Raw genomic sequence first — 26143 nt, 5'->3', positions numbered from 1 at the left:
TCATGGCCGAGCTCTACAAATTCGAACATGTGGGCAAGCGGTTCTCCGGCCCGGAGAACCTGGAGATATTCAAGGATATCAACCTCTCCGTGGAAGAAGGGGAGTCGCTGGCCATCGTGGGGACCTCCGGCTCCGGCAAGAGTACCCTCTTGCATCTTATGGGGGCTCTTGATACTCCAAGCAGTGGAAAAATCTTTTTTGACGGCCGGGACATGTCCGAGATGAAGCCTGACGAAAAAGCCCGCTTCCGCAACAGGACGCTGGGCTTCGTGTTTCAGTTCCATCATCTCCTGCCGGAATTCTCGGCCCTGGAAAACGTGGCCATGCCGGCCCTGATAGGCGGTGCCTGTCGGGCCGATGTGCTGCCCGATGCCCGCACCATGCTGGAACGCGTGGGCCTTGCCCACCGTGTGGAGAGCAAGGTCTCCACCCTGTCCGGCGGGGAGCGGCAGCGGGTAGCCATTGCCCGTGCCGTTTTGCTGCGCCCGAGGGTGCTGCTGGCTGACGAACCCACGGGCAACCTTGACGAAAATACTGGTGAGCAGGTCAGTACCCTGATGCGCGAACTGAACCGCGAACTGGGCATGACCCTCGTGATTGTCACCCACAACCGCGAGTTGGCCGCTACCATGAATCGTAGTCTGGAACTGAGAGCGGGGACTCTGTATGAAAAAACATTTGCGTAATTGGCTGGGCCTGTTCTGTTTCGCCCTGCTGGCCTGCCTGTGGGGAGCCGCCCCGCTGCAGGCCGCGGGAAACACGGTGCTGGTGTTGCCCTTCCAGGTCACTGCCGGCCCTGAGATGCCCAACGCGGCCCGGGACGTGCCGCAGATCATCGGTACGGAGATGCAGCAGCGCGGTCTGTCCGTCATCCCCATGGACAAGGCCCGCAGCCTGCTGTCCTCCCGCGGCGGCAGCATCGACATGGCCGCCGCCCGCGAACTGGGCAAGAAAGCGGGAGCCGACCTGGTGCTGTTCGGCAGCTTCACGCAGAACGGCGAAGGCTTTGCCCTGCAGTCCCTGCTGGTGCCGGTGAACGAAGGTCAGGCCAGGCCTGCCAACTTCGACCGTCCCTCCCTGCTGAGCCTTAATGAATGCGCCGCCGCCATGGCCGGTCAGGCTTCCGGCATGCTGGCCGGTGCCGATGCTCCGGCTGCGGCCCCTGCGGCCAGCAGCGCTCCCCGCACCGAACCCACCGACCCCATCGGCCGCGCCGACTTCGTGCCCATGGGCACCGCCAAGGGCGCCCTGGCCGACGTGCAGGTGCGCGGCCTGCAGGTCATGGACCCCGAAGTGGTCCTCATGCGCCTTTCCATCCGCAAAGGCGACACTCCCTCTGCCAACGACATCAACGAAGAAGTCAAGCGCATCTGGGAACTGGGCTACTTCAGCGACGTCCAGGCCCACATGGAAGGCAACGTGCTGGTCTTCACCGTGGCGGAAAAGCCCCGCATCGAGAACCTCATCGTGGAAGGCAGCCACGAGATCGATGCCGAGGACGTGATCGCCGCCATGGGCACCAAGTCCGGCAACGTGCTCAACGAACAGCTCATCGCCGACGACCTGCAGAAAATCAACGAGCTCTACCGCAAGGAAGGCTATTACCTGGCCCGCTCCAGCTACCGTCTGGACAGCCGCTCCGGCGGCCGCGGCGCCGTGCTGGTCATCCAGGTGGAAGAAGGCAACAAGCTCTATATCAAGGAAGTCAAGATCGACGGCCTGGAGCAGCTGGACAAGGGCGACATGGACAAGTACCTGGCCCTGAAGCCCCGCAATATCTTCTCCTGGTTCACCGGTACCGGCGTGCTCAAGGAAGAGCACCTGGAGCGTGACACCAACGCCATCGCCGCCTATGGCCTGAACCAGGGCTTCGTGGACATCCAGGTGGCCGCTCCCGACGTGCAGTACAAGGAAGACGGCATCTATGTGACCTTCAAGGTCCATGAAGGCCCCCGTTACAAGATCCGCGAGATCAAGTTCGGCGGTGACATCATCGACGAAGAACAGGCCATGCTGGACGTGGTCGAGATGGACGAATGGAAGAAGGACAACGACTACTTCTCCATCACCGTCATGCAGGAAGACAGCAAGCGCCTGACCAACTTCTACACCGACCGCGGCTACGCCTTTGCCGAGGTGGATACCCGCGTCATGAAGGTGGAAGGCGACGAGCCCATGGTGGACGTGGGCTACATGGTCAACAAGAAGGAAAAGGTCTTCATCCGCCGTCTGATGGTCGACGGCAACACCAAGACCCGCGACAACGTCATCCTGCGCGAGATGCGCCTGGGCGACGGTGACCAGTACGACGGTGAAAAGATGCGCCGTTCCGCCGAGCGTCTGAACCGCCTGCGCTACTTCTCCGCCATCGACAGCGAACTGATCCCCACCGACCGTCCCGACGAAGTGGACCTCAAGATCAAGGTCAAGGAAGACAACACCGGTGCCCTCATGGGCGGTATCGGCTACTCCACCTACTATGACGTGGGTGTGACGGCCTCCATCATGGAGCGCAACCTTTTCGGTCGCGGCTATCAGGTGCAGCTGCAGGGCTTCTTCTCCTGGCGCCGTACGTCGGGCGTGCTCTCCTTCACCAACCCGCGCATCTACGACACCGACCTGTCCTTCGGCAACGACATCTACTACATCTACGACTACTGGGACGACTTCACCAAGGAAACCATCGGTGACACCATCCGCTTCGGTTATCCCATCGGTGAATACACTTCCGTGGGCCTGGGCTACCGTCTGGAACGCTACGACCTGTATGACGTGGATGCCGACGCTTCGCCCTACATCTCCGACTACAAGGGCACCAACTGGACCAGCGCCATCTCCGCCCGCATCCTGCGCGATACCACCGACGACCGCGCCCGTCCCACCAAGGGCACCATCGCCCGTCTGTGGGCCGAATACGGCGGCGGCGGTCTGGGCGGTACCGATAACTTCATCAAGGCCGTGGCCGACTGGCAGGGCTTCTGGTCCATCAATCCCGAGAACACCTTCCACCTGCGTGCCCGCGTGGGCGGCGTGTTCCAGAACACCAGCAGCCGCGTGCCCGTGTTCGAGCGCTTCTGGCTGGGCGGCATGGATACCGTGCGCGGTTACTCCTACTCCGACCTTTCGCCCCGCGACGACAAGTACGGCGGCGACCAGATCGGTGGTGACCGTATGGGCGTGCTGAACGTGGAATACATCTGGACCTTCCAGAAGGACATGGGCCTGGCCCTGGTGCCCTTCTTCGATGCCGGTTTCAACATCGACCACAAGACCATGGCCGACGACCTCAACGACAAGATCGTCTACTCCGCCGGTCTGGAACTGCGCTGGCGTTCGCCCATGGGCGACCTGCGCCTGGCCTACGGTTACCCCCTGTCCAAGGACTACGACGGCGAGCGCGAGCAGGGCCGTCTGGAATTCAGCATGGGCCAGTTCTTCTAGGCCGGGCTGATCCCTTCCGCGTCAAAAAAGCTCCCTTCGGGGAGCTTTTTTTTATGTCGAAAAACAGACGCTCCACCGGCTACAGTCGAGATACATGCTCATAATACACTGATTATCCTAATAAAAAACATTAATGGCACACGACCTGCAAAGTAAAGGCTACGGCAAGGTTCCCCTCCCGGGAGCAGCCACTATCCAGCGAGTTCTGTGTCATGGCCAGGAAAAAAGTCACCCCCGCTCCCCGTCCCCAGTCCCCCGGCATGATGGCCCGTATCCTGCCTCCTCTGGGATTCATCCTGGCCTTTTCCCTGCTGGCGGCCTTCTGCCACACCATCAGCCATGGCGCCACTCTCTCCCCCGCGCAGCGCTACGAAGCCGCCAAGGACGACATGGACACCTTGCGCCAAGACACCAAGCGCGGCATGCAGCGTGCCCCCTGGGAAGAACTGGCCTCGGCCTTCCATGCCATCCACCAGAATGCCGCGACCTGGCCCAACCGGCCGGCGGCCCTGTTCAAGGCCGCGGAATGCTACGAAGAACTTTCCCGCCGCTCCTTCGCCATCTCCGACGCCCGCAAAGCCGCCGGGACCTTTGAGGAAGTGGCCCGGCAGCACGACAGCAGCCGTCTGGCCGACGATGCCCTGCTGCGCGCCGCCCGTATCCGGGCCGACAGGCTCAAGGACACACGGGGCGCCCTGGAACTGCTGGACAGGCTCTGCCGGGACTATCCTCGCGGCGACATGTACGCCGAAGCACGCCGCCTGCAGCAGGAACTCGCTCCGGCCAAGACTGCCGCGCGTCCTGCTGTGCAGCCTGCCCGTCAGATATCCGACACCCCCCCGGCCGACGATGCCCGCCAAGCCCTGCAGCGTTATGAGAATGCCAAGAAGACCATGGAGCTCCTGCGCGCCGACAAGCGCCGCTCCTGCTGGCGGGAACCCTGGGAAAACCTGCAGGGCGATTTCATGCAGGTCTACCAGAGCCGGCCCAACGCCACGGTCAGCGCGGCTGCCCTGTTCCGTGCCGGTGTCAGTGCCCGCTCCCTGGCCGACTGTTCCCACCTTGCCGCCGACTATCGCACGGCCCGCACCCTGCTGCTGCGTGTGCCGGAAGAATTCCCCGGCAGCGCCCTGGCTGACGATGCCCTGTTGCAGGCAGCCCAGATCAGTGCCGAGGAACTGAAGGACCGCGCCGAGGCCATGCGCCTGCTGGCCCGTCTGGAAAAGGAATACCCCCGCGGCGACATGCGCCCCCAGGCCACGGCCCTGCGCCAGCAGCTGGCCCCGGTCGCCGCTGCGGGCAGCCGGCTGGCGGATGCCTCCGCTGGCAAGGGCAAGACCATCCGGGTCAACAATGTGGTGACCGGACAGCCGGGACTTTCCGTGCAGCGCGTGTTCATCGATGCCGGGCACGGTGGCCGTGATCCGGGCACCATCCACAACGACGTGGTCGAGCGCAACATCACGCTGGACATCGCCCTGCGGCTGGGCCGTCTGCTGGAGGACAACGGCCTGGAAGTCATCTACAGCCGGCGCAAGGATGTGGCCGTGAGCCTGCGCGACCGCACGGGCAAAGCCAACCAGGCCGGGGCCGACCTGTTCGTCTCCATCCACGTCAACGCCCATGAGGACCGCGGCATCAACGGCTTCGAGACCTATTATCTGGACATCTCCCGCGACCCCCGCGCCGTGCGCGTGGCCAGCCAGGAAAACGCCCGCAACGACAGGAACATGGGCGAGGTCCAGAAGATCCTTTCCGACGGCATGCTCACGGCCCGCCAGTACGAGAGCCGCCGGCTGGCCACCGACATCCAGAAACAGTCCCTGGCCCGCCTGAAGCGCCGCGGCTATACCGTGCGCGACAACGGTACCCGGGCGGCCCCCTTCATCGTCCTGCTGGGCGCGCGCATGCCCTGCGTCCTGGTGGAAGTGGGCTACTGCTCCAATCCGCATGAGGCCCGCAACCTGCTCGATGCCCGCTACCGCATGATCCTGGCCGAAGGTCTGGCCGAGGGCATCCTGAGCTACAGCGACCGGGTGCGGCAGAACCGCACGGCCCAGAATTCCTTGACGCCCCCTGCCTCTGGTGCTATGTGATGAACGGTAAACAAGAGGTTTCCCTCTTGCTACCAGAAAATCTACACAATCACTGCCTGGCGGCATCCTCGATCCGCGGAGCATTCGATCAAAGGGAGTTTTTTCCATGCGCAAACTGATGTATCTGACCCTTGCGGTCTGCCTGATGATGGCGGGGGCCGTTGCCGCCAATGCCGCTGAACCTGCTGCCGCCAAGATCGGCGTCGTGGACATGCAGGCCGTCGCCACCCAGAGCGAACCTGCCCAGGCCGCCAAGAAGCAGATGGAAAGCAAGTACGGCAAGGAGCGCGCCGCTCTGGAAAAGCAGGGCGAAGCCCTGAAGAAAGCCGCCGAAGAACTGAAGGGCCCCAAGGCCTCTGATGAAAAGAAGCTGGCCTTCATCCGCAAGAAGCAGGAACTGGACCAGAAGACCCGTAACTTCCTGCGCAAGGTGGAACAGGACGAAGTGAAGCTGCGCCAGGATATGGTCACCCTGGTCTTCAACGCCACCTACAACGTGGCCCAGCGCAAGGGCTTCAACTTCGTGGTGGACATCACCGCCGGCGGCGTCCTTTACGCCGACCAGACCATGGACCTGACCCAGGACGTGCTGGCCGAGGTCAACAAGATGCACAAGGACGAAAAGGCCAAGGGCAGCAAGTAAGCGCCCCGTACAGCCGGATCTCGAGCCCCCTGTCCGCAGGGGGCTTTTTTTTGCCCGCCCGCCGGCAGCAGGCCGCCTTGTCTTGCGCCGGGCATCGGGCTAAACTGCGCCATCATACCATCAAAGGAGTTTTCCATGTCGGACGCTACGCCTATCACCATGGACATCCAGCGCATCCTCTCCATCCTGCCCCACCGCTATCCTTTCCTGCTGGTGGACCGCGTGCTGGAATGCGTGCCTGGCTCCCATATCAAGGCCTACAAGAACGTGACCATCAACGAGCCCTTCTTCCAGGGGCATTTCCCCGGCGCGCCCATCATGCCCGGCGTGCTCATCCTTGAAGCCCTGGCCCAGACCGGCGCCCTGCTGGCGGTCTCCGGCATGGAAGGCGACCTTTCGGACAAGCTCTTCTTCTTCACCGGTCTGGACGGCGTCAAATTCCGCCGCCAGGTGGTGCCCGGCGATCGTCTGGAACTGCACTGCGACAATATCCGCATGAAGCTCAAGCTCTGCAAGATGGACGCCCGCGCCTATGTGGACGGCAAGCTGGCCGCCGAGGCCCAGATCACTGCCGCCATCGGCGACCGCCCCAAGGCCTAGCATGAAAGTCGCTCTGGTGCATTACTGGCTGGTCAACATGGCCGGCGGCGAAAAAGTGCTGGAGGCCCTATGCCGCCTCTACCCGCAGGCGGACATCTTCACCCATGTGGTGGACAGGGAAAAGCTCCTGCCCGAATTCCGGCAGCACAAGATCAGCACCACCTTCATCAACAGCCTGCCCGCCAGCCGCAGACTGTACAAAAAGTACCTGCCCCTCATGCCGCATGCCCTGGAACAGCTGGACCTGACGGACTACGATCTGGTCATCTCCAGCGAGTCCGGGCCCGCCAAGGGCGTCATCACCCGGCCCGACTGCCTGCACGTCTGCTACTGCCATACGCCCATGCGCTATCTGTGGGACAACTGGCCGGCCTACATGCGGAGCACGGGACGGCTCTCCCGTCTGGCCATGCGTCTGCTGCTGCCCTCCCTGCGGCAATGGGACTGCCTCAGCGCCCAGCGGGTGGACCACTTCGTGGCCAACTCCCGCCATGTGGCCCGGCGCATCCGCAAATACTGGCGCCGCGAGGCCGCCGTGGTCCATCCTCCGGTGGACACGAAGGCCTTCACGCCTCGTGCGGAACCGGGAGGAGAGCACTACCTGTGCTTCGGGCGTCTGGCCTCGTACAAGCGCGTGGATCTGGCCGTGGAGGTCTGCACCCGCCTCGGCCGACCGCTGGTGGTGGCCGGTGACGGCGAGATGATGCAGCAGCTCAAGGCCAAGGCAGGCCCCAGCGTCCGCTTCGTGGGCCGTCAGGACGATGCCGCCGTGCGCGAGCTCATGGCCCGCAGCCGGGCCCTGCTCTTCCCCGGTGAGGAAGACTTCGGCATCATCCCGGTGGAAGCCATGTCGGCCGGCGTCCCGGTCATCGCTTACGGACGCGGCGGGGCCACCGAGACCGTGGTGGACGGCGAGACCGGCCTGCTCTTCGCCGAGCAGACCCCGGAGAGCCTGGCCGATGCCCTGCACCGCTTCGAACAGTGCGAAGGTGATTTCGATCCTCAGCGCCTGCATGCCCATGCGGAAAAATTCTCTACCGAGAACTTCCTGACCGGCTTCCGCCAGGAGGTGGAGGCCGCCATGGCCCGCCTGTAAAAGACGGACAGCCCCGGAAACAAAAAAGGACAGCCTGCGTGGCTGTCCTTTTCTTTTGTCGTGTGAACTGTCCCGATGCTGTCCGCGATCCGGGAAACGCCGGAGATAATCAGCATCCGGCCAGTGATGCGGCATGGGGCGGGCTTTCCCCGACGATCGCGACGGTTACGGCGTCCCGCAGGCCCATCTGCCGCCGGGGAGCGGGGCCTCCATCCCCGTCAGTAGGCGCCGTAGCCGGTGAGCACCACGGGGAAGGTACGGGCCAGGATCCAGAGATCCATCCAGATGCACCAGTTGGTCACATAATAGCGGTCCAGATTGACCCGCTCCGCATAGGTCGTGTTGTTCCGCCCGGAGACCTGCCACAGGCCCGTGATGCCCGGACGCACCCGGCAGTAGTCCGCATAGACTTCCCCGTATTTGGCGATCTCGGCTTCCACGATGGGGCGCGGCCCCACCAGGCTCATCTCGCCCCGTACCACATTGAGCAGCTGGGGCAGCTCGTCCAGACTGCTTTTGCGCAAGAAGCGTCCCACACGGGTGATGCGCGGATCATGCTTCAGTTTGTGGTCTTTTTCCCACTCTTCACGCAGGTCGGGGTTCTCCTCCAGATACCGGGCCAGCACCTCGTCCGCATCCTGACGCATGGTGCGGAACTTGAAGACGTCAAAGGCCTTGCCGTCCTTGCCCAGACGACGTTGCCGGTACAGCACAGGCCCCCGGCTGTCCAAACGGATCAGCAGGCACAGCAGCAGCCCGGGCACGGCGCCCAGCAGGACCACGGGCAGGCAGAGCACAAGATCCAGGGCCCGCTTGAGACGCTGCCGCCAGCGACGGCGCAGGTTCTGCATGAGCATGAAACCTGTCACGGTGCCCAGGTCGCAGGCATGGAACCAGTGCTGGCGAACACCGCTGCTCTGGGCGGGCACCACTAGGATCTTGACGAAATAGCGGCTGGCCTCGTGTACGAAGCGGGCCGCATAGGCATCGGACGGCTGCAGCATCAGGGCGATGGCCCCGGGATGGCGGCGTTCCGCGTCCCGCAGCTGACGTCTGGCCTTTTCCATGTCCGGCGGCAGGGTGAAGATGTCCACCGGCGAAAGGCCCAGCCAGGGGTGACGCTTGAGATAATGCCACAGCTCCCGGCCCGTATTGCTGCGGTCAAGGATCACCAGGGGCGTGCCCCACCAGCGGAACCTGCCGAAGTAATGACGGCAGAAACGCCGGGTCACCGGCAAGAGGAAGATGCTCAGCAGCCAGGCCCCCACGAGCACGATACGCGAATAGGCCACGCTGGTCTTGCCCGCGAACAGCAGCACGAGGATGAGACCGAAGGTCAGGGACGTCATGGCGCAGAGCTTGCGGCTCTCCACATAGGCAGGCAGCGAGATGCCTCCGTAAAGTCCCAGTGCCAGCCCCATGAGCGGTGCCACCAAAAGCATGGAGAGCATCCAGCCGTAGCTGGTGATGTCCAGGCCGCCCCACAGGGCACGCAGGCACACGAACAAAAGGGTACAGGCCAAAAGGGTAAGAAAGTCGCACAACACCAGCAGGACGACACGGGGTGGCACCCCCAGGCCCTGCAGCATGCGCTGTACTAGACGGGAGGATTCCATCAGGTTTTCTGGTCTCCGATAAGGAAGAAAAAGGCGGGGACGGGCAGGAGAGCGGCTTTGTGACGCCTTCTCACTTGCGCCCGTGCGCGGCTTTTGCTAAAAAATTTTGTTGCCGCGCGATACGGCATCAGGTTATACCCGGCCCTCACATTTTACAAGGGAAGCACCATGAAAAAACTTTTTGTTTGCGCCCTGCTGTTCGGCCTGCTGGCCTCTGTGCCGGCCTTTGCCCAAAAGACCTACGTCAACGGCATCGACTCCAACTATCCGCCTTTTGCCTATGTCGATGAAAAGACCGGCCAGCCCGCCGGTTTTGACGTGGATGCCATGAACTGGATCGCCAAGACCATGGGCTTCAAGGTCGTCCACAAGCCTGTGGCCTGGGACGGTATCGTGCTGGCCCTTGCCAACAAGCAGATCGACATGATCGCTTCCGGCATGAGCATCACCGAAAAGCGCCGCAAGGTGGTGGATTTTTCCGATCCTTACTGGGAAGTCTCCCGCGTGTTCCTGGTGCCTGCCGACTCCAAGCTGACCCCTGCCGACATCCTGTCCAAGCCCATCAAGCTGGGCGTGCAGCGCGGCACCTCCGAAGCTGAAGCCATCAAGCAGGAACAGAAGGAAAAGGGCTATCCCTTTGAACTGCGCTTCTATGAATCCTGTCCGCTGGCCGTGGAAGACCTGGTCAACGGCCGCATCGAAGCCGCCCTCATGGACTCCCTGCCCGCCGGTGACGCCATCGCCCGCGGCAAGGCCGTGAAGAAGGCCGGCGTGCATGGCGAACCCGACCAGTTCGGCGTGGCCATCCGCAAGGGCGACAAGGAACTGCGCGCCCTTATCGACGAAGGCTTCCGCAAGCTGCAGGCCGATCCCTACTGGAAGGAACTGCAGGCCAAGTACCTGAGCAAGTAACCCCTTACTGACTGATACAGCGGCCTGTGCCGCTTTCCCAAGGTGAACCGCCGCCCTTGTCGCGGCGGTTCGCCATGTCCATACAGCCCGTTTTTCTCATGTCCGATATCTTTCCCTTCAGCGCGATCCTGGATTTCCTGCGGGATATCCTCATGCAGGCCTGGCTCTGCCTGGCCGTCGTCCTGCGCCCCATCGTAGGCGATACCATCGTGGATGCCTTCCCCTTCATCATGGGCGGCACGCTGGTGACCGTGGGCTCGGTGGCCCTGGCGCTGGGCATGGGGCTGGTGCTGGGCGTCCCCATGGCCGTGCTGCAGGTGTACGGTAACGCCCTGGCCCGCCGTCTGGTGGGACTGTATGTCTGGTTTTTCCGCGGTGTCCCCATCCTGGTGCTGCTCTTCCTCTCCCAGGGGCTTTTCCTTTCCATGGGCTGGATCCTCGAGCCCTTCCTGCTCTCCTGCCTCGTCATGGGCTGCATCAGCACGGCCTATCAGTCCCAGATCTTCCGCGGCGCCATCGAGAGCCTGCCCCAGGGGCAGCTCAAGGCCGCCCGTGCCCTGGGCATGCGTGATATGACCGCCATCACCTGCATCATCCTGCCGCAGGCCCTGCGCCTTTCCATCCCGGGCTGGGCCAACGAATTTTCCATCCTCCTCAAAGACTCCGCCGTCTGTTACCTGCTGGGCACCATGGAGATCATGGCCCGCGTCAATGCCGTGGCCCAGCGTACGCATGAACATCTGGCATTTTTTGCCCTGGCCGGGGTCATCTATTTCGTTTTGACGCTGATCGTGCTCAAGCTCTTGCGCCGCCTGGAAAACAAGGTCCAGATCCCCGGCTACTCCGCCGGCACGGTGGGCAGCATGGCCAAAAACACGCAGCATGGGGTAAAGAACGCATGAACGAAGTTGTCTTGCAGGTAAAAGGCATCAGCAAAAGCCTGGGCGGCAAGTCCATCCTGGACAATTGCTCCCTGAACATGAAACGCGGCGAACTCAAGGTCCTCATCGGCCCTTCCGGTGCGGGCAAGAGCACGCTCTTGCAGTGCATCAACTGCCTCATCCCCCCGGACAAGGGCGAGATCATCCTTGAAGGCGAAAAGCTCGACTTCTCCAACAAGTCCAAGCTCTGCGCCTTCCGCGCCCAGGTGGGCATGATCTTCCAGGACTTCAACCTGTTCGATCACCTCACCGCCGAAGAAAACGTTGCCATCGCCCTGCGCAAGGTGCGCGGCATGTCCGCGGCGGCCGCCCGTGAACGTGCTATGGACGAGCTGGCCCGCGTGGGCCTTGCCCGCCGCGCCCTGCTCTACCCCGCCCAGCTTTCCGGCGGCCAGAAGCAGCGCGTGGCCATGGCCCGTGCCCTGGCCATGGATCCCAAGGTCATCCTGCTGGACGAGCCCACCTCCGCCCTGGACCCGGAACTGGTGGGCGAAGTGCTCTCCGTCATCCGTGACCTCTCCAAGGGCGGCATGACCATGATCATGGCCACGCACCAGATGGACTTTGCCCGCGCCCTGGCCCACGAGATCCTGTTCATGGAACGTGGCGTCATCATCGAACAGGGTGCGCCCGAGACCCTGCTGGCCGAAGGCAGCAACACCCGTACCCGCGACTTCTGCGCGCACCTGCTGGATATGGGAGCCTAGCGTGGTCATCGACATCCCCTTTTTCACCCAGGACGTCATCCCGGCCCTCAACCAGGGCCTGAAAGTGTCCATCGCCCTCATCGTCCCGGCCAGTATCCTGGGCTTCGTGGGCGGCGTGGCACTGGGATGTCTGCGGGCCTTCGGTGGCCCCTGGAGCAGCCGGCTGGGCAACTGGTACACCGCCATCATCCGTGGCGTGCCGCTGGCCGTGCAGCTGATGATGATCTATTACGCCCTGCCCAAGATGGGCATCTATTTCGAACCCTACGGCGCCGCCCTGCTGAGCTTCATCCTCTGCAGCGCCGCCTATCATTCGGAATACATCCGCGGGGCCCTGCTCTCCATCCGCCAGGGGCAGATCAAAGCCGCCCAGGCCCTGGGCATGACCACCTTCCAGACCGTGTTCTGGATCGTCATCCCCCAGGCCGCCCGCCGTGCCCTGCCCGGCTGCGGCAACGAGATCATCTATCTCATCAAGTACAGCTCCCTTGCCATGCTCGTGACCTGTAACGAACTCATGAGCGAAGCCAAGGTGCTGGCCTCGGACACCTTCCGCAATACGGAAGTCTTCCTGGCCGTGGGCCTCTACTACCTCATCCTGGTCTCTCTGGCCACCTGGTGCCTGCGCTGGCTGGAAAAGCGCTACAGCATCCCCGGCTTCGGCAACCGCTAGTTTCCTTTTTCCTGAGGGGAGGGGAACCCCCTCTGCCAACGCGAGAGGGGGTTCCCCTCCCCTCAGACTCCCCTCCCTTCCCCCAGCGCGTTTCATCCAGAAAGACTGCGCCGACATGCAGGGAAGGAACCTTATCTGCAAGGCCAGAACGAAGGCGCTGTCCGCACACGCGGACAGCGCCTTTCTTTGTTTGCAAGGATATCGTTCCAAATCTGACGAAAGGCTTCTCCAGCAACTCTGCCGCTCTTCCCTCAGTTGCTGTGCCTTTTCAGCAATATCTGATGGTTCCTTTCCTGCTTGCCCCCAAATATTCTCTACACCTATCCATAAAAAAATCCCCCTCCCCGCTGAAGTGCACTGGGAGGGGGTGAGGAGTTTGAGGGGCGGGGGAACACCTCTCGCGCTAGGCGAGGGGTTCCCCCGCCCCTCAACAAAACAGCACAGCCATGCTGCTGTTACATATGCAGGGCGGCCTGACCGAGTTCCAGGGCCTTGAGGTTGGAGGCCTGCAACTTGGCGGGCAGGTATTTTTCGATGGCGGCCTTGAGGGCGTCGATACCGAAGGGCAGCAGGCCCGAGGCACAGACAGCGGCCAGCAGCACGGTGTTGCCCGCCTGGGCGGCACCGGCCTGGATGCCCAGCTCGCGGCAGGCCAGAAAATGGCACTGGCTGGCCACGGCGCGGGACTTCTGCTCGATCTCTTCCATGGAAGGATATTCGGCCATGCCCAGAGACACGCTCAGAGGCGGCATGGGATCACGGCTGGAGAAGATGACGCCGCCGGGACGCAGGTACGGCAGACCGCGCAGGGTCTCCAGGGGTTCGAAGCCCAGCAGGATATCGGCTTCACCAAGGTCCAGCTTGGGCGAACGCCAGCCGCCCAGCAGCAGCACGGATTCCACCACACCGCCGCGCTGAGCCATGCCGTGGACTTCGCCGGCCACCACTTCCTGCCCGGCATCCAGGGCGGTGCGGGCCAGCAGGGTGGTGGCGGTCAGGGTGCCCTGTCCGCCCACGCCGGTGAAGAAGATACGAAGACGCTTTTGTTTGTCGCTATGTTGCATAATACACCTCACCTAGGCGCGCTTTCTGGCCTTGAAGGCCTTGGGGGCCACCTGCAGACAGACCATGCAGCCGGTGCAGAGATTCTCATCCACAGCCACGTCCTCGCCGTTGCGGTAGAAAGCGGGGCAGGCCAGTTCTTCCAAGCAGCGCTGGGCATCGGCGCCCTGCTCAGCCACATAGGCCACCTGGGCGGCGGTCTTCTTGAGACGGCGGCGGGCATAGAGCACGCAGGGTTCTTCCGCGATGATGACGCGCACGCCCTTCTTGTCGCGCATGTCTTCCAGGGCCGAATGCAGGGCCTTGAGGTTGTAGGAGCGCACCTTCACGCATTCGGTGACGCCCAGACCGCGCACCACGGATTCGATATCCAGATGCATGGCCTCTTCACCGAGGATGTCCTGCAGCATGCCGGGGTTGGGCTGGTGGCCGGTCATGGCGGTGGTGCCGTTGTCGAGGATGACCACCAGGATGTCGTGTTTGTTGAACACGGCGTTGGCCAGGCCGGTCATGCCGGAATGGAAGAAGGTGGAGTCACCGATGAAGGCCACCACCGGCTTGCCGGAGGCCCGGGAAAAACCGCTGCCCGCAGACACGGAGGAGCCCATGCAGACCAGGAAGTCGGCCATGCGCAGGGGCGGCAGCATGCCCAGGGTGTAGCAGCCGATGTCGCTGGAATAGTAGGCGTCGTCGCCAAAGGTGTGACGGACGGCGTAGTAGACGGCGCGGTGGGAGCAGCCGGCGCAAAGGTTCGGCGGACGCACGGGCAGTTCGCGGACCACGGGCGAAGAGGCCTTGACCGGGCAGGGGCAGTCCAGATAGTCGGCCACGCGGCGCAGGACCAGGGTGGTGGAGTATTCTCCCAGCACCGTGAGGGTCTCGTCCTTGCCTTCGATGCGGGCCTTGCAGCCGCACTTCTGGGCCAGGGCGCGCACGCTGCCTTCCAGCAGGGGCTCGCCTTCTTCCAGCACCAGCACGCGGTCACAGGACTGCAGGAAGGCTTCGATGCGGCCTTCGGGCAGGGGCCAGGTCATGCCCAGCTCGAGCACGCGCACGCGCTCTTCCCAGCCGCCGGAGGCCAGGGCGTCGGCCAGATAGTTGCGGGCCACGCCGCTGGCGATGATGCCCAGGCGGCAGCCTTCGGGACCGTATTCACGGCTGAAGCGGCTGGACTCGGCAAAGGCGCGGGCCTTTTCCATGATCTCCAGCAGGGAGCGGTGACGGCCACGGGCCACGGCGGGCACGGGCACGAAGCGGCCGGGATTGCGCTGGAAGTCCACGATGGGCGCGGGCCCTGCCGGCAGATCGTCGAACTCCACGTTGCCGCGCATGTGGCTGACGCGGGTGGTGGTGCGCAGCAGCACGGGCTGCTGGAGCTCGCGGGCCAGACGGAAGGCCTCGCGGGTCATGTCCTTGGCTTCCTGGGCGGACACGGGCTCGAAACAGGGCAGGGAAGCAAAACGCGCGTAATAGCGGTTGTCCTGCTCGTTCTGGCTGGAGTGGCAGCCGGGGTCATCGGCGGAAAGCACCACCAGACCGCCGGGCAGACCGGTGTAGACCGAGGTGAACAGCGGGTCGGCCGCCACGTTGAGGCCCACGTGCTTCATGGTCACCAGGGCCTGGGCACCGCCCAGGGCCGCACCGGCGGCCACTTCGAAGGCGACCTTTTCGTTGACAGCGTACTCGATCTTGTAGCGGCCCTCGCCGCCCAGTTTATAAAAGGTATCCGGCACTTCGGAAGAAGGCGTGCCAGGATAGCAGGTGACCATGTTCACGCCGGCTTCCAGCGCGCCGCGTACGATGGCTTCATTGCCCAGCAAAACGTGGCGCTCGCCACGCGCCCCGTGCAGCAGAGGATGTTTGCTCATGTGTCCTCCCGGCCCGTGCGCGTCGGCAGAGGGGCCGCCAACGTTCTTACTTGTTCTCCGCGCCGTCCTTCACGGGCGCGGCCTTGCCACCGCCCAGCGCTTCCGCGCGCGAGCGGTAAAATTCACCGTCCAGGCCAGGCTGCGAGGCGGCCAGGGCTTCATAGGCGGCAACGGCCACCTCGGTCTTGCCCGCCGCTTCGGCGGCCTCGCCCAGCAGCATGCGCAGGGTGGCGCGGCCATCTTCGGTGGCACGGCTCTCCAGGCCCTGCAGCAGGGTCACGGCATCAGCGGGACGATCCAGCTTGATCAGCGCGCCGGCCTGGCCCAGAGCGGCCATCAGGCCCATGGCGCCGTCGGCATCCAGCTTGGCCGCCGTGGCGTAGGCCTTTTCGGCCCGGCTGTAGTCCTGATCCTGCATGGCGAACTCGGCCTGCATCAGATAGATGCTGTAGCGCATGTTCTCGGGAGCTTTGGCTGCCAGGTCGTCCAGCGCCTTGAGGCGATCCCCGCCCTTCATGGTGATGCCGATACGCGCCAGTTCGGTCTGGGCCTCGGCCTGCAGGCCGCCCTGATGCCAGCGCCACACGGCGGTGCCTACCAGGGCCACCAGAAGGACGACCACCACGCCCACGATCAGCCCGCTGTTGCGCACGATGAACTGCAGCAGCGGTGCGCTTTCCGCGCTCACCTCAGCCTTGAGGTCATTGAGCAGGGTAGGAGATTCAGGGGTATTCTGAGGTCTGACAGGATTCATTTCTTTCGGTGCTCCTTGCAAAAGCTTCGCCCGCGGTCGCCGGAGCTGTCACGGTGCGGTCTATTTATGTAGGATAGGGGACGGCCTTCTGTCAAAGAAAAACCCCCTGCCGGCAGTAGGGAATCCCCTGAGCGGGCGTTTTTCCTCCCAAAGGGGCAAACGCCGGGAACAGGAGAGGCAACAGGCTTCTCCACCGGGCGCCCCTCTTGCAAAAAAAGGAGGAAATCCGGACGCTCGGCGTCATCCCGTGCGGGGGCCGTCCCCTTGCCCTCCTCCCTGCGGCAGCGTATAGAGAGACAAGCCAACCCAAGGAGCCCGTATGACTTTGGCACAAGAAATGACCCTGCTCGGCCAAAAGGCCAAGGAAGCCGCCCGCCTGCTGGCCAAAGCCAGCCCCGCGGCCAAGAACGCCGCCCTCACCCGTCTGGCCGCCCTGCTCGAAGAGCGGGAAGCCGAGCTGCGCACCGCCAACGCGCAGGATCTGGACGCGGCCCGCGCCCGGGGCCTGGACGCCCCCCGCATGGACCGCCTGACCCTGCATCCCGCCGTACTGGCGGACATGCGCGCCGCCTGCCTGCATGTGGCCGGTCTGCCCGATCCCGTGGGTGCCATGGACAGCCAGTGGCAGCGCCCCAACGGTCTGCTGGTGGGCCGCATGCGCGTGCCGCTGGGCGTCATCGCCATGATCTACGAGGCCCGCCCCAACGTGACCATCGACGCGGCCATCCTCTGCCTGAAAGCGGGCAATGCCGTGATCCTGCGCGGCGGCAGCGAGGCCCTGCACTCCAACACCGCTCTGGCCGCCCTGCTGCGCCAGGCACTGGAAGAAGCCGGCCTGCCCGCCGATGCGGCCCAGCTGGTGACGACCACGGATCACGCCGCCGTCACCGAGCTGTGCAAGCTCGACCAGTACATCGACGTCATGATCCCGCGCGGTGGCGAAGGTCTGGTGCGTGCCGTGACCGAAGCCGCCACCATGCCGGTGCTCAAGCATTACAAGGGCGTCTGCCACGCCTTCGTGGACGCGGACGCGGACCTGGACAAGGCCCTGGACATCGTCTTCAACGGCAAGGCGCAGCGTCCCGGCGTCTGCAATGCCCTGGAGTGCCTGCTGGTGCACAAGGACTGCGCCGCGGCCTTCCTGCCCCGTGTGGGCCGGCGCCTGGGCGAGGCCGGTGTGGAGTTCCGTGCCTGCCCCGCTTCCCTGCCCTTGCTGGGGCCCACGGCCAAGGCCCAGAGCCCCGACGATCTGGGCCAGGAATTCCACGCCCTGGTCCTGGCCGTCCGCGTGGTGGACGACATGGACGAGGCCCTGGCGCACATCGCCCGCTACGGTTCCAACCATACGGAGATCATCTGCACCAACGACCACGAGCACGCCATGCGCTTCCTGCGTGAAGCCGATGCCTCCATGGTGGCGGTCAATGCCTCCACCCGCTTCAACGACGGCGGCCAGCTGGGCCTTGGCGCGGAGATCGGCATCTCCACGTCCAAGCTCCACGCCTACGGCCCCATGGGCGTGCAGGAGCTGACCACCACCAAGTTCGTGGTCTTCGGTCAGGGGCAGGTGCGGCAATAGACATGGACTGGAAGCGCGCAGCGGGCCGTGCCCTGTTCGGCGGCAGCTTCAACCCGCCGCATGTGGGACACCTGCGTCTGGCCATCGAGATGGCTGAGACCTTGCGCCCCCTGGCCGACAGCGTGGAGCTGATGCCCTGCGCCACACCGCCGCACAAGGTGGTGAGCGGCCTGCTGCCCTTCGACCTGCGGGCCGCCATGGTGGAAGCCTGTCTGGACGGCCTGCCCGGCCTTTCGTGCAACCGCATGGAAGCCGAGCGCCCCGGCCTTTCCTATACCTGGGACACCTTGCAGGCCTGCCGCGAAGAGACGCCCGAACGCCCCCTGTTTTTCATCCTCGGCAACCCGGACTATGCCCTGCTGCCCCACTGGCACCGGGGGCTGGAGCTGCCCGAGCTTTGCCAGCTGGTGGTGGTGCCGCGCGGTGAAGGCTCGGAAAAAAACTTCCTGGCCGCCACGGAAAGCATGTGGCCCGGAGCCCGGCCCTGCGAGCCTGTCCTGCCCGGGAGCCGCCGCATGCGCCTGCCCGGTGGCGGTCTGGTCCACTTCGTGCCCCTGCCGTGGATCTCGGTCAGCGCTTCGCGCATCCGCCACCGCTGGCTGCACGGCCTGAACGTGGATTTTCTGGTGCCCCGGCCCGTCCTGGACCTGCTGGACACCCACAGGGATACCGTGCTGGAGCACTGGCTGCCCGAGACCAGGACGGACGATGCCTGATAGCGCCGAGGCTGCAAGAAAACATATTGCTTTTTTCACCGAAACAGACTAAATAATGCCTTCGGCCTTGCTGTGCATGCACGGCATCAAAGAGCGGAGAGGTAGCGAAGTTGGCCGTAACGCGCTCGACTCGAAATCGAGTTATCGGTTAATAGCCGGTACGTGGGTTCGAATCCCACCCTCTCCGCCATACTAAAGACCACCAAGATTCACGAAAGTCCGCAAAGCCTTGAGCTGAGCGGACTTTTTCTGTTTTTGAGGTTCAGGGACGTTCACGAAGATAAAATTGAAAACAATCCGGCAAACAAAACTTCTATTTGCTCCAATGGCCAAGAAGAACTGAAGTCTTCCACCATTCTGACTGACCCCATAGACAGCTATGGATTTTCGACAAATACAACGATTATCATCCCTGTTAACGGATTATCAAATAATTTATAATCTTAAAATCAAGGATTAACGCTTGCCATACAAGTATTGCTCATATACGTTCACCTCTGGCATATGAATAAAAGGAGGGACTTTATGGCTCTGGAAGACAAAGATATTTTTAATGCTATTTTCAACAAATATAGCGATCAGCCCATCGAATTCATCATGGAGCAATACGAGAAGGCAAAACTTCTCAATATGGCCATCGAGCGCCGCATCAATGCGCAGGCCGAGCAGCCTGTGAAGGCCGAAGAGGCCGCGCCTGCCGCCCTGCCCCCCGTGGCCGAGCCCCTCCCCGTGGAAGAGGAAAAAAAGCCCGCCCCGGCCCCCAAAAAGATCTTCACCAAGGCCGACCTGGTCTTCAATCCCGCGGAAGCCATCACCGACAACACCATCACCTGCTGCCTGTGCGGCAAGGCGGCCTGCTCCCTGACTTCCCGCCATCTGGCCAACCACGGCATCAATGTGGAAGAGTACAAATACCTTTGCGGCTATCCTTCCGAGCAAAAGCTGATGTCCCGGAATTTCGAAGCCAAGATGCGACGCAATGTCCAGAGGGCCCAGCAGGCTCGCAAGGAAAAGCGGCAGGCCGAAAACGCCTAAGGGCTTTGCGGCATGGCCGGTTCCCAGGAGCGGCATGATCCGCAGCCATCGCATCCGTCAGGATGGCAAAGAAATGAACAAGGGGATGCCCACGGGCATCCCCTTATTTTATTCTTTAACGAACCTGAGCCGCAGACGGCATGCCCCTGACGCCCCCCGCCACAGAGGGATCAGGGACGATACGCGCGCAGGGCGAACATGGGCACCGGATTGTAGGTGGCGTCCCGCCGGACGAAGATCCGCCCGCTGAGCCCGGTATCGCAGCTGCAACGGACAAAGCCCGCCCGTGCCAGAGCTTCCATGTCCCACCGGGGCCGCTCCCGGCGGCTCAGGGGCAGGGCCCGGCGGATATCCTCCCCTTCCTGCAAAAGGGCATCGTCCACATCGGCATGGGCATGCTGTCCCTTCTCATCGGCAAGCCGGGTGAAATCCACCGCCCCATAGTCGGCATCGAAGTTGAGCAGCACGCCGCCGGGGCGCAACACCCGCAACCACTCCGCATAGGCCGCCTCGGGATCCGTCAGCGTCCAGGTCAGGTTGCGGGCCAGGACGCCATCGAAGGATGCCTCTCCAAAGTCCAGCTCGGTGGCGCTCATGCAGCGCCACGCCACCGTACAGCCCGCTTCATCGGCCAGTGCGGCGGCCTGGGCCAGCATCCCCTCGCCCAGGTCGATGCCCGTGACCTCACAGCCCGCCTGCGCCAGCAGGATGGCAAAAAATCCCGCGCCCGTCCCCAGATCCAGTATGCGCAGGGCGGTCCCGTCTTCCCTGTGCGGCAGCCAGGGCAGGATCTCCGCCCGCCACAGGGAAGATTTGTCACTCTGCAATTCCTCACGGCGTACCTGCCCGAAGGCATCGGAACGCCGGGTCCAGTAGCGCCGGATGCGCCCGTCGAGCCCGGGCCGGGCCGTCACGGCATCCTTGGGGATGGTGACACTCTGCTCCATCATATACTCCCTTGCCGCGTCGCGCGGGGACCGGCTGTTTTGCCTTGCTACTTGCCTCTTTCCCTGCGGCACGATCACTCGATCTTGTCCCGCCTCATGACAGGGTACGGCCGGTCACCTTCCCCGGTGCCGGGCATATATCCCTACTCTTTATACCGCCTGCTCCACACCGGAACGCCATGCACGTCCCTGTCGTTCAGCTCTGCGTTGTGTCACCGGTATCTTCTGCCCCGGCAGCGTCATCCCAGCTTCCGTCCCAGGCGGAGCGAAACGGGACCACCGTTTCCAGCATCCGCCGCAAGCGCGGACTGCGGGCGCTCCCCAGCTGCGACACCGGCAGATGCTCCACACAGCGGCCCTGATCCAGGACCAGCAGGCTGTCACAAACCAGCGCCGCGGCCTGAAGGTCATGGGTGATGAAAAGACAGGTCATGTCGCTGCGGATGTCCCGCAGCAGTTCCAGCACCTGCACCGGGACATCCAGCGAGCTCACGGCCTCGTCCAGCACCAGAAAGGACGGCCGTGCGGCCAGCGCCCGAGCGATGCAGGCCCGCTGTACCTGTCCGCCGCTGAGCTCATGCGGCAGGCGGCCAGCCAGCGCAGGAGAAAGCCCCACGCGCTCCAGCAGCCTGTCCACTTCCCACCGCCGCTCCCGGCGGGAGAGACGACAGCCCGGGCCAAAACCTTCGTCCACGACCTCCGCCAGCGTGAATCCCGGATTTACCGAGGTCATATAATCCTGGAAGACCACGGAGAGCCTTCCGCCCCGGGCCCGCCACTGCCGCAGGGGCTGGCCTTCCAGCAGCACGGTGCCACGGTCGGGGCAGTCCAGCCCCAGCAGCAGGCGCGCCAGCGTACTCTTGCCGCTGCCGCTCTCGCCCACCAGGCCCGCCATCCCGCCCCGCTCCAGACAAAAGTCCAGGCCCCGCAGCACGGGCCGGGAGCCCCCTCCATGCGGGACGGCGTAGGTCTTCCAGATGTCCTGCACAGAAAGAAAAATGTCCCTGCCGGTCATCACCTGTCCTCCAGGGCTTTCCGGAAGCCCCGCCACAGGGCCAGCCGGGTACGGACCAGATGCCGGGTACAGGCATGGCACGGCGCATCGAAAAGCTGTGCCGCCTGCCCGTATTCGACGCAGCTCCCCGCCTGCATGACCAGCACCTCATCGGCCAGCTGCTGTACCGCGCCAAGATCGTGCGAGACGAAGATCAGGGAAGCATCACGGGCCAGGTCGGCCAGACAGCGCAGCACCTGCCGCTGATGGCAGGCATCCAGCGCGGTGGTGGGCTCATCGGCCACCACCAGCGCGGGCCGCAGGGCCAGGGTCAGGGCGATCATGCAGCGTTGCAGCATGCCGCCGGACAACTGGTGCGGATAGCTGTCCAGGACGGTCTCCGGCAGGCCCACCCGTTGCAGGGCATCGCGGACGTCCTCCCGGGCCCGGGCAGCGGAAAGCCCTCTTCTGTCCCGCAAGGTCCCCGTCAGCTGCTTTCCCAAAGGCCGGAGAGGATCGAAGGCCGTCATGGCCTGTTGCAGGATGACAGCCATGCCCGTGCCGCGCAGCTCCCGCCAGCCCGCGGGATCGAGACGGCTCAGGTCGCGGCCGTCGAAAAGCACCTGCCCGCTCCTGACCAGCCCGGACGGCAGCAGATCCAGCAGGGCCCGGCAAAGCAGGCTCTTGCCGCTGCCGCTCTCGCCCACGATGCCCAGACAGTGCCCGCGTTGCAGCGAAAAGCTCACGTCCTGCACCAGCGGCCTGCCGGACAGGCCCTCGGTGACGGAGACATGCCGCAGTTCCAGCAACGGCGCCCGATGTCCATGACTCACAGCACAGGCTCCTTGTGCATGGCGTGCCTGGGGTCCAGGGCATCACGCAGGCTGTCGCCCAGATAATTGCAGGCCGCCACCACCAGCAGGATGGCCAGCCCGGGCGGCAGCATCTGCCACGGGTACAGGACCATCACCTCCCGCGCCTCGCCCAGCATCATGCCCCATTCCGGCGTGGGCGGCTGCACGCCGAGCCCCAGGAAGGACAGGGCCGAGACCATCAGTATCACCGCGCCGGTATCCAGCGTGGCCAGGACGCTGATCTCCCCGGCAGCGCAGGGCAGCAGATGGCGCCGGATGATGTGCCCCGTGCCGTAGCCCGCCACGCGCGCGAAACGCACGAAGTCCCTGTCCGCATAGCGAAGGGTGACGGTCCGCATCATGCGCGCGTACCAGGGCCACTTGGCCACCACGCAGGCCAGCACCACGTTCTCCAGCCCCGGCCCCAGCATGCCCACGATGGCCAGCACCATGACCTCGCCGGGAAAAGAGAGCATCACGTCGCACAAACGCATGAGGCAGGCCTCCACCCGTCCGCGCACGAGGCCCGCCAGCATGCCCAGCAGGGCCCCCAGCGTGACCGTGGCCCCCATGGCCAGCAGCGAGACGCCCAGCGTGGCCCGGGCCCCGTAGAGCAGACGGGAAAAGATGTCGCGTCCCAGCCAGTGCTCGGGGCCGCAGGGGGCCAGCTTGCGGCTGCCGTCCACGGCCAGCGGATCCCAGGGCGCCAGCCACGGGGCCAGCAGGGCCGCCAGCAGCACGATGCCCAGGAACAGCAGACAGGCCAGGCCCGCCCTGTCATGCAGCAATGCCCGTACGCACCTCATCGCAGCCCCCGTTCACGCAGGCGCGGATCCAACAGGGACGCACAGATGTCCATGCACAGGTTGCCGGCCACGAACAGCACGGCCATCAGCAGGACATAGGCCTGGATGACGGGAAGATCCCGGTTGAAGATGGCCGTGACGCACAGACGCCCCAGCCCGGGCCAGGCAAAGATGCACTCCACCACGAAACTGCCCGCCACCAGCTTGGGCAGGCTCATGCCCAGAGCCGTGAGGCTGGCCTGCAGGGAATTGCGGAGCACCATGCGCAGGATGGCCCCCCGGCTGCGGCCGCAGGCCCGGGCGTAGAGGACGAAATCCTCCTGTGCGGTCTGCACCATGCTGTTGCGCAACAGCCGGGCATAGGCGGCCAGATACGGCAAGGCCAGCGTCACGGCCGGGAGCACCAGCGAGGACGGTCCCTCAAGGCCGCCGGTGGGCAGCCAGTCCAGATGGACGGAAAACAGCCAGATCAGCAGCAGCCCCGCCCAGAAGGCCGGTACGGAGGTGCCCAGGAAGAGCAGGCCCCGCAGCAAACGATCCACCGCCCTGCCCTCATGGCGGACACAGACCAGGGCCACGGCCAGGCTGCATGCCAGCATGATGGCCGCGGCCGTCCCCGCCAGCATCAGGGTGGGCGGCAGGGCCTGGGCCAGCTCTCCGGCCACGGGCCGCCCGTTCACATAGCTCGTGCCCAGATCGCCCCGGAGCACATCCGCGAGCCAGCGCAGGTAGCGCTCCGGGAAGGGCCTGTCCAGCCCCAGCTGCGCGCGCATCTCGGCCAGCAGTTCCGGCGTGGGGGTGATGTCGTTGACCCGGATGGCCACTTCCGCCGGATCCCCGGGGCTGAGCTGGATGAGGACGAACGACAGGAACGATATCCCCAGCAGGAGCGGCACGAGCCCCAGCAGACGACGCAACAGGCAATGCTTCATGTCCATCCTTCATCCCCGCTCCCGCTGCCCTCCAGGAATGCCTGCAGGACAGCGGAGAGCGGGACGCATCAAAAATACATCTTCTCGAAGGGGATCTCGTACTGCGACACGCCGAACGATACCCCTTTGAGCTCCCGCACATGGACGGCCTTGGTCCGGGAATAGGTCAGCGGGATGTAGACGCCCTCGTCATGCACATAGCCGAGGATCTCCGCATACAGGGCCTTGCGGCGTTCCTCGTCGGTCTCGGTCATCAGGCGGGTGATGGACGCGTCCAGCCAGTCCTTGCGTTCCAGGCCCAGCTGGGCCTGATAGTCCCCGTGCGCCGGGATGCGCCACGAGGAAAGATAGGACTGCGGATCGTAGGGCGTGCCCCAGGACAGGGAGTACTGCAATTCGAAGTCGCCGCTCTTCTGGCGATCCAGAAAGGCCTGCTTCTCCTCGCCCACGATCTTCATCTCCACGCCGATCTTTTTCAGGTCCGCCTGCATGTACTCCCCGATGCTGCGCTCCTGCGCGTTCTGCGAATTGTAGTACAGGCGCACACTGGCCCTTTGTCCGTCCTTGTAGCGCCAGCCGTCAGCCGCCATGAGCCATCCGGCCCCGTCCAGCAGGCGGGCCGCCTTTTCCGGGTCATGGCCGCGCGCTTCCAGCGGCAGGTCGCAATACGCCACCGTGGAGGCCAGCAGGCTGGGAGCCACGGTCTCGGAACCGTTGAGGATGGTGGCGGCGATGCCTTCCTTGTCCACCGCGTACTGCAGGGCCAGGCGCACGTCCCGCTCCCGGGTGAAGGGCTGATGGGCGTTGAGCAGTATGGCCCGCGAGGCGATGGGCTGGCTGATGGCCGCCGCGTAGCGCCCCTCACGACGGATGGCGTCGAAATTGTCCAGATTGAGCATGTCGCCATCGGCCCCGAACACCAGATCCACGTCCCCCTTGTGCAGGGCCAGCAGGATGGCCTGATGGTCGGGCATCACCTTCCAGCGCACGGCCTGCAAGCGAGGCTTCTCGCCCCAGTAGGAGGCATTGGCCGTGAACAGGGCGTACTGGTTCTCCTTGTGTTCCTTCAGGACCCACGGGCCCGTGCCCACAAGGCCGCGCACGCCGTCACGCGTCTGCCCGTCGATGAGGCAGGACGGCGAGATGAACCGGAAGGGACGCAGCAGCCCCAGCTCGATGAGGGTGGGATAATAGGGATGCTTGAGTACCAGACGCCAGGTGTGGCTGTCCACGACTTCGTGACGCTCGATCTCGTTGATCATGTCCAGCCAGGCATGGCGCAGGCGGTTGGCGATGATGGCATCCATGTTCAGGCGGACGGCTTCGGCATCGAAGGGCGTCCCGTCGCTGAACGTCACCCCGCGGCGCAGATGGAAGGTGTAGACGCGGCCGTCCGGCGATATCTCCCAGCTTTCGGCCAGCCAGGGCCGGACCCCTTCCGCCGTATTGATGACCAGGGGCTCGAAGACCATGCCCTGGGCCGCCATCTCACCGCCATACAGATGCGGATTGATGTCCCGGATATCCTTGGTGCTGGCGTAGACCAGCTCGGTGCGCGGAGCGGCGACCCTCTCCCCGTCCCGATCCTGGCAGCCGGCCAGAAGGATCAGGCCGCAGAGCAGCAGCCAGCATGAAAGCAGTTTGACCATCCTCATTTTTTCCACAGGGACCTCCCCATACTAGTGGCATGTTTTTAAAAAGCGTGCTACCAAAAAAATCGTAGCACGCTTTTTAAAAACATGCCACATATTTCAAAGGAGGAGAGATGAGGAAAAACAAGCCGCATGGCGTAGGCTCAGGACTCATTAAAGGTAAAAAATAACGATAGCCGCAAGGTGAATTGCTGAAAGGAATGTATGAGCACAGCGACC

23 protein-coding genes and 1 tRNA gene are annotated in these 26143 nt (G+C 64.0%); 14 read left to right on the top strand and 10 right to left on the bottom strand.

What is annotated here, in order from left to right; all coding sequences use genetic code 11:
• Nucleotides 1–2 precede the first annotated feature (2 nt).
• The 6 genes from DESPIG_RS10395 (at nt 3) to DESPIG_RS10370 (ending at nt 7876) form a co-directional block, all read left to right on the top strand.
• On the top strand, nt 3–686 hold the full coding sequence (locus tag DESPIG_RS10395; protein WP_040369823.1) for an ABC transporter ATP-binding protein: 684 nt from the start codon (nt 3–5) through the stop codon (nt 684–686).
• Nucleotides 667–3441 (top strand): outer membrane protein assembly factor BamA, encoded by a 2775-nt coding sequence (gene bamA, locus DESPIG_RS10390; protein ID WP_040369822.1) that lies wholly within the window; start codon nt 667–669, stop codon nt 3439–3441. The genes DESPIG_RS10395 and bamA overlap by 20 nt, the downstream gene beginning before the upstream one ends.
• A gap of 212 nt (nt 3442–3653) precedes the next feature.
• On the top strand, nt 3654–5537 hold the full coding sequence (locus DESPIG_RS10385; RefSeq protein ID WP_040369821.1) for an N-acetylmuramoyl-L-alanine amidase: 1884 nt from the start codon (nt 3654–3656) through the stop codon (nt 5535–5537).
• Nucleotides 5538–5643: 106 nt separating this feature from the next.
• A complete protein-coding gene (locus DESPIG_RS10380) occupies nt 5644–6180 on the top strand; it encodes an OmpH/Skp family outer membrane protein (protein ID WP_006008352.1) in 537 nt (178 codons plus the stop codon).
• A gap of 135 nt (nt 6181–6315) precedes the next feature.
• On the top strand, nt 6316–6780 hold the full coding sequence (fabZ, locus tag DESPIG_RS10375) for a 3-hydroxyacyl-ACP dehydratase FabZ (RefSeq protein WP_006008351.1): 465 nt from the start codon (nt 6316–6318) through the stop codon (nt 6778–6780).
• Between the two features lies 1 nt (nt 6781).
• Nucleotides 6782–7876, top strand: a complete 1095-nt coding sequence (locus DESPIG_RS10370; protein WP_006008350.1) for a glycosyltransferase — start codon at nt 6782–6784, stop codon at nt 7874–7876.
• Between the two features lie 218 nt (nt 7877–8094).
• Here DESPIG_RS10370 and wbaP read toward each other — a convergent pair whose 3' ends face one another.
• Nucleotides 8095–9492, bottom strand: a complete 1398-nt coding sequence (wbaP, locus tag DESPIG_RS10365; protein WP_040369820.1) for an undecaprenyl-phosphate galactose phosphotransferase WbaP — start codon at nt 9490–9492, stop codon at nt 8095–8097.
• A 168-nt stretch (nt 9493–9660) separates the two neighbouring features.
• Between wbaP and DESPIG_RS10360 the strand changes: the two genes are divergently transcribed.
• The 4 genes from DESPIG_RS10360 to DESPIG_RS10345 all read left to right on the top strand — a co-directional run bounded on the left by DESPIG_RS10360 (nt 9661) and on the right by DESPIG_RS10345 (nt 12725).
• Nucleotides 9661–10404: an ABC transporter substrate-binding protein gene (locus DESPIG_RS10360; RefSeq protein WP_006008347.1), complete on the top strand. Its 744-nt coding sequence runs from the start codon at nt 9661–9663 to the stop codon at nt 10402–10404.
• Between the two features lie 230 nt (nt 10405–10634).
• Nucleotides 10635–11306 carry an amino acid ABC transporter permease gene (locus tag DESPIG_RS10355; protein ID WP_370684894.1) on the top strand — a complete coding sequence of 224 codons (672 nt, stop codon included), beginning with the start codon at nt 10635–10637 and terminating at the stop codon, nt 11304–11306.
• A complete protein-coding gene (locus DESPIG_RS10350; RefSeq protein ID WP_006008345.1) occupies nt 11303–12052 on the top strand; it encodes an amino acid ABC transporter ATP-binding protein in 750 nt (249 codons plus the stop codon). The genes DESPIG_RS10355 and DESPIG_RS10350 overlap by 4 nt, the downstream gene beginning before the upstream one ends.
• A 1-nt stretch (nt 12053) precedes the next feature.
• Entirely contained in the window at nt 12054–12725 is a 672-nt protein-coding gene (locus DESPIG_RS10345; protein ID WP_006008344.1) for an amino acid ABC transporter permease, read from the top strand.
• Between the two features lie 455 nt (nt 12726–13180).
• On the opposite strand, the gene DESPIG_RS10340 is transcribed toward DESPIG_RS10345, so the two are convergent.
• Genes DESPIG_RS10340 through DESPIG_RS10330 form a run of 3 tightly spaced genes read right to left on the bottom strand, consistent with a single transcriptional unit; the run spans nt 13181 to nt 16409 of the window.
• Nucleotides 13181–13789 (bottom strand): indolepyruvate oxidoreductase subunit beta, encoded by a 609-nt coding sequence (locus DESPIG_RS10340; protein WP_006008343.1) that lies wholly within the window; start codon nt 13787–13789, stop codon nt 13181–13183.
• A 12-nt stretch (nt 13790–13801) separates the two neighbouring features.
• On the bottom strand, nt 13802–15655 hold the full coding sequence (iorA, locus tag DESPIG_RS10335; protein WP_006008342.1) for an indolepyruvate ferredoxin oxidoreductase subunit alpha: 1854 nt from the start codon (nt 15653–15655) through the stop codon (nt 13802–13804).
• Nucleotides 15656–15701: 46 nt separating this feature from the next.
• Nucleotides 15702–16409 (bottom strand): tetratricopeptide repeat protein, encoded by a 708-nt coding sequence (locus DESPIG_RS10330; RefSeq protein WP_006008341.1) that lies wholly within the window; start codon nt 16407–16409, stop codon nt 15702–15704.
• A gap of 319 nt (nt 16410–16728) precedes the next feature.
• Here DESPIG_RS10330 and DESPIG_RS10325 point away from each other — a divergent pair, with 319 nt between their 5' ends.
• From DESPIG_RS10325 to DESPIG_RS10310, 4 genes are all read left to right on the top strand, one after another.
• Complete coding sequence (locus DESPIG_RS10325) at nt 16729–17988, top strand: glutamate-5-semialdehyde dehydrogenase (RefSeq protein WP_006008338.1); 1260 nt, start codon at nt 16729–16731, stop codon at nt 17986–17988.
• A gap of 2 nt (nt 17989–17990) precedes the next feature.
• Nucleotides 17991–18704 carry a nicotinate (nicotinamide) nucleotide adenylyltransferase gene (gene nadD / locus DESPIG_RS10320; RefSeq protein ID WP_006008335.1) on the top strand — a complete coding sequence of 238 codons (714 nt, stop codon included), beginning with the start codon at nt 17991–17993 and terminating at the stop codon, nt 18702–18704.
• A 95-nt stretch (nt 18705–18799) separates the two neighbouring features.
• A tRNA-Ser gene (locus DESPIG_RS10315) sits at nt 18800–18894 on the top strand.
• Between the two features lie 335 nt (nt 18895–19229).
• On the top strand, nt 19230–19739 hold the full coding sequence (locus tag DESPIG_RS10310) for a MucR family transcriptional regulator (RefSeq protein ID WP_040369819.1): 510 nt from the start codon (nt 19230–19232) through the stop codon (nt 19737–19739).
• 170 nt (nt 19740–19909) lie between these two features.
• Here the strand turns inward: DESPIG_RS10310 and DESPIG_RS10305 are convergent, their stop codons facing one another.
• The 6 genes from DESPIG_RS10305 to nikA all read right to left on the bottom strand — a co-directional run bounded on the left by DESPIG_RS10305 (nt 19910) and on the right by nikA (nt 25921).
• Entirely contained in the window at nt 19910–20689 is a 780-nt protein-coding gene (locus tag DESPIG_RS10305) for a class I SAM-dependent methyltransferase (protein WP_006008332.1), read from the bottom strand.
• Between the two features lie 193 nt (nt 20690–20882).
• Nucleotides 20883–21701 carry an ABC transporter ATP-binding protein gene (locus DESPIG_RS10300; RefSeq protein ID WP_006008330.1) on the bottom strand — a complete coding sequence of 273 codons (819 nt, stop codon included), beginning with the start codon at nt 21699–21701 and terminating at the stop codon, nt 20883–20885.
• Nucleotides 21701–22513, bottom strand: coding sequence for an ATP-binding cassette domain-containing protein (locus DESPIG_RS10295; RefSeq protein WP_246118350.1), 813 nt, complete (start codon nt 22511–22513; stop codon nt 21701–21703). Before DESPIG_RS10295 ends, DESPIG_RS10300 begins: the two co-directional genes overlap by 1 nt.
• The gene (locus DESPIG_RS10290) at nt 22510–23340 is read right to left on the bottom strand and encodes an ABC transporter permease (protein WP_006008327.1); all 831 of its coding nucleotides are present in this window, start codon (nt 23338–23340) and stop codon (nt 22510–22512) included. The genes DESPIG_RS10295 and DESPIG_RS10290 overlap by 4 nt, the downstream gene beginning before the upstream one ends.
• On the bottom strand, nt 23337–24278 hold the full coding sequence (gene opp1B, locus DESPIG_RS10285; protein WP_006008325.1) for a nickel/cobalt ABC transporter permease: 942 nt from the start codon (nt 24276–24278) through the stop codon (nt 23337–23339). Before opp1B ends, DESPIG_RS10290 begins: the two co-directional genes overlap by 4 nt.
• A 62-nt stretch (nt 24279–24340) precedes the next feature.
• Complete coding sequence (nikA, locus tag DESPIG_RS10280; protein ID WP_246118349.1) at nt 24341–25921, bottom strand: nickel ABC transporter substrate-binding protein; 1581 nt, start codon at nt 25919–25921, stop codon at nt 24341–24343.
• Nucleotides 25922–26143 lie beyond the last annotated feature (222 nt).

The organism is Desulfovibrio piger ATCC 29098, assembly GCF_000156375.1.
Taxonomy (GTDB): Bacteria; Desulfobacterota; Desulfovibrionia; order Desulfovibrionales; family Desulfovibrionaceae; genus Desulfovibrio; species Desulfovibrio piger.
The sequence above is the reverse complement of the archived record's forward strand: the minus strand, read 5'-3'. Positions and strand labels throughout refer to the sequence as shown.

Coding starts and splice junctions, on each gene's coding strand:
- DESPIG_RS10340 (WP_006008343.1), bottom strand. CDS start 13,789: ATGCAACATAGCGACAAACAAAAGCGTCTTCGTATCTTCTTCACCGGC.
- opp1B (WP_006008325.1), bottom strand. CDS start 24,278: ATGGACATGAAGCATTGCCTGTTGCGTCGTCTGCTGGGGCTCGTGCCG.
- DESPIG_RS10330 (WP_006008341.1), bottom strand. CDS start 16,409: ATGAATCCTGTCAGACCTCAGAATACCCCTGAATCTCCTACCCTGCTC.
- iorA (WP_006008342.1), bottom strand. CDS start 15,655: ATGAGCAAACATCCTCTGCTGCACGGGGCGCGTGGCGAGCGCCACGTT.
- DESPIG_RS10310 (WP_040369819.1), top strand. CDS start 19,230: ATGGCTCTGGAAGACAAAGATATTTTTAATGCTATTTTCAACAAATAT.
- nadD (WP_006008335.1), top strand. CDS start 17,991: ATGGACTGGAAGCGCGCAGCGGGCCGTGCCCTGTTCGGCGGCAGCTTC.
- DESPIG_RS10370 (WP_006008350.1), top strand. CDS start 6,782: ATGAAAGTCGCTCTGGTGCATTACTGGCTGGTCAACATGGCCGGCGGC.
- bamA (WP_040369822.1), top strand. CDS start 667: ATGAAAAAACATTTGCGTAATTGGCTGGGCCTGTTCTGTTTCGCCCTG.
- nikA (WP_246118349.1), bottom strand. CDS start 25,921: ATGGTCAAACTGCTTTCATGCTGGCTGCTGCTCTGCGGCCTGATCCTT.
- DESPIG_RS10305 (WP_006008332.1), bottom strand. CDS start 20,689: ATGATGGAGCAGAGTGTCACCATCCCCAAGGATGCCGTGACGGCCCGG.
- DESPIG_RS10385 (WP_040369821.1), top strand. CDS start 3,654: ATGGCCAGGAAAAAAGTCACCCCCGCTCCCCGTCCCCAGTCCCCCGGC.
- DESPIG_RS10290 (WP_006008327.1), bottom strand. CDS start 23,340: ATGAGGTGCGTACGGGCATTGCTGCATGACAGGGCGGGCCTGGCCTGT.
- wbaP (WP_040369820.1), bottom strand. CDS start 9,492: ATGGAATCCTCCCGTCTAGTACAGCGCATGCTGCAGGGCCTGGGGGTG.
- DESPIG_RS10360 (WP_006008347.1), top strand. CDS start 9,661: ATGAAAAAACTTTTTGTTTGCGCCCTGCTGTTCGGCCTGCTGGCCTCT.
- DESPIG_RS10300 (WP_006008330.1), bottom strand. CDS start 21,701: ATGACCGGCAGGGACATTTTTCTTTCTGTGCAGGACATCTGGAAGACC.
- DESPIG_RS10350 (WP_006008345.1), top strand. CDS start 11,303: ATGAACGAAGTTGTCTTGCAGGTAAAAGGCATCAGCAAAAGCCTGGGC.
- DESPIG_RS10395 (WP_040369823.1), top strand. CDS start 3: ATGGCCGAGCTCTACAAATTCGAACATGTGGGCAAGCGGTTCTCCGGC.
- DESPIG_RS10380 (WP_006008352.1), top strand. CDS start 5,644: ATGCGCAAACTGATGTATCTGACCCTTGCGGTCTGCCTGATGATGGCG.
- DESPIG_RS10355 (WP_370684894.1), top strand. CDS start 10,635: ATGGGCGGCACGCTGGTGACCGTGGGCTCGGTGGCCCTGGCGCTGGGC.
- fabZ (WP_006008351.1), top strand. CDS start 6,316: ATGTCGGACGCTACGCCTATCACCATGGACATCCAGCGCATCCTCTCC.
- DESPIG_RS10325 (WP_006008338.1), top strand. CDS start 16,729: ATGACTTTGGCACAAGAAATGACCCTGCTCGGCCAAAAGGCCAAGGAA.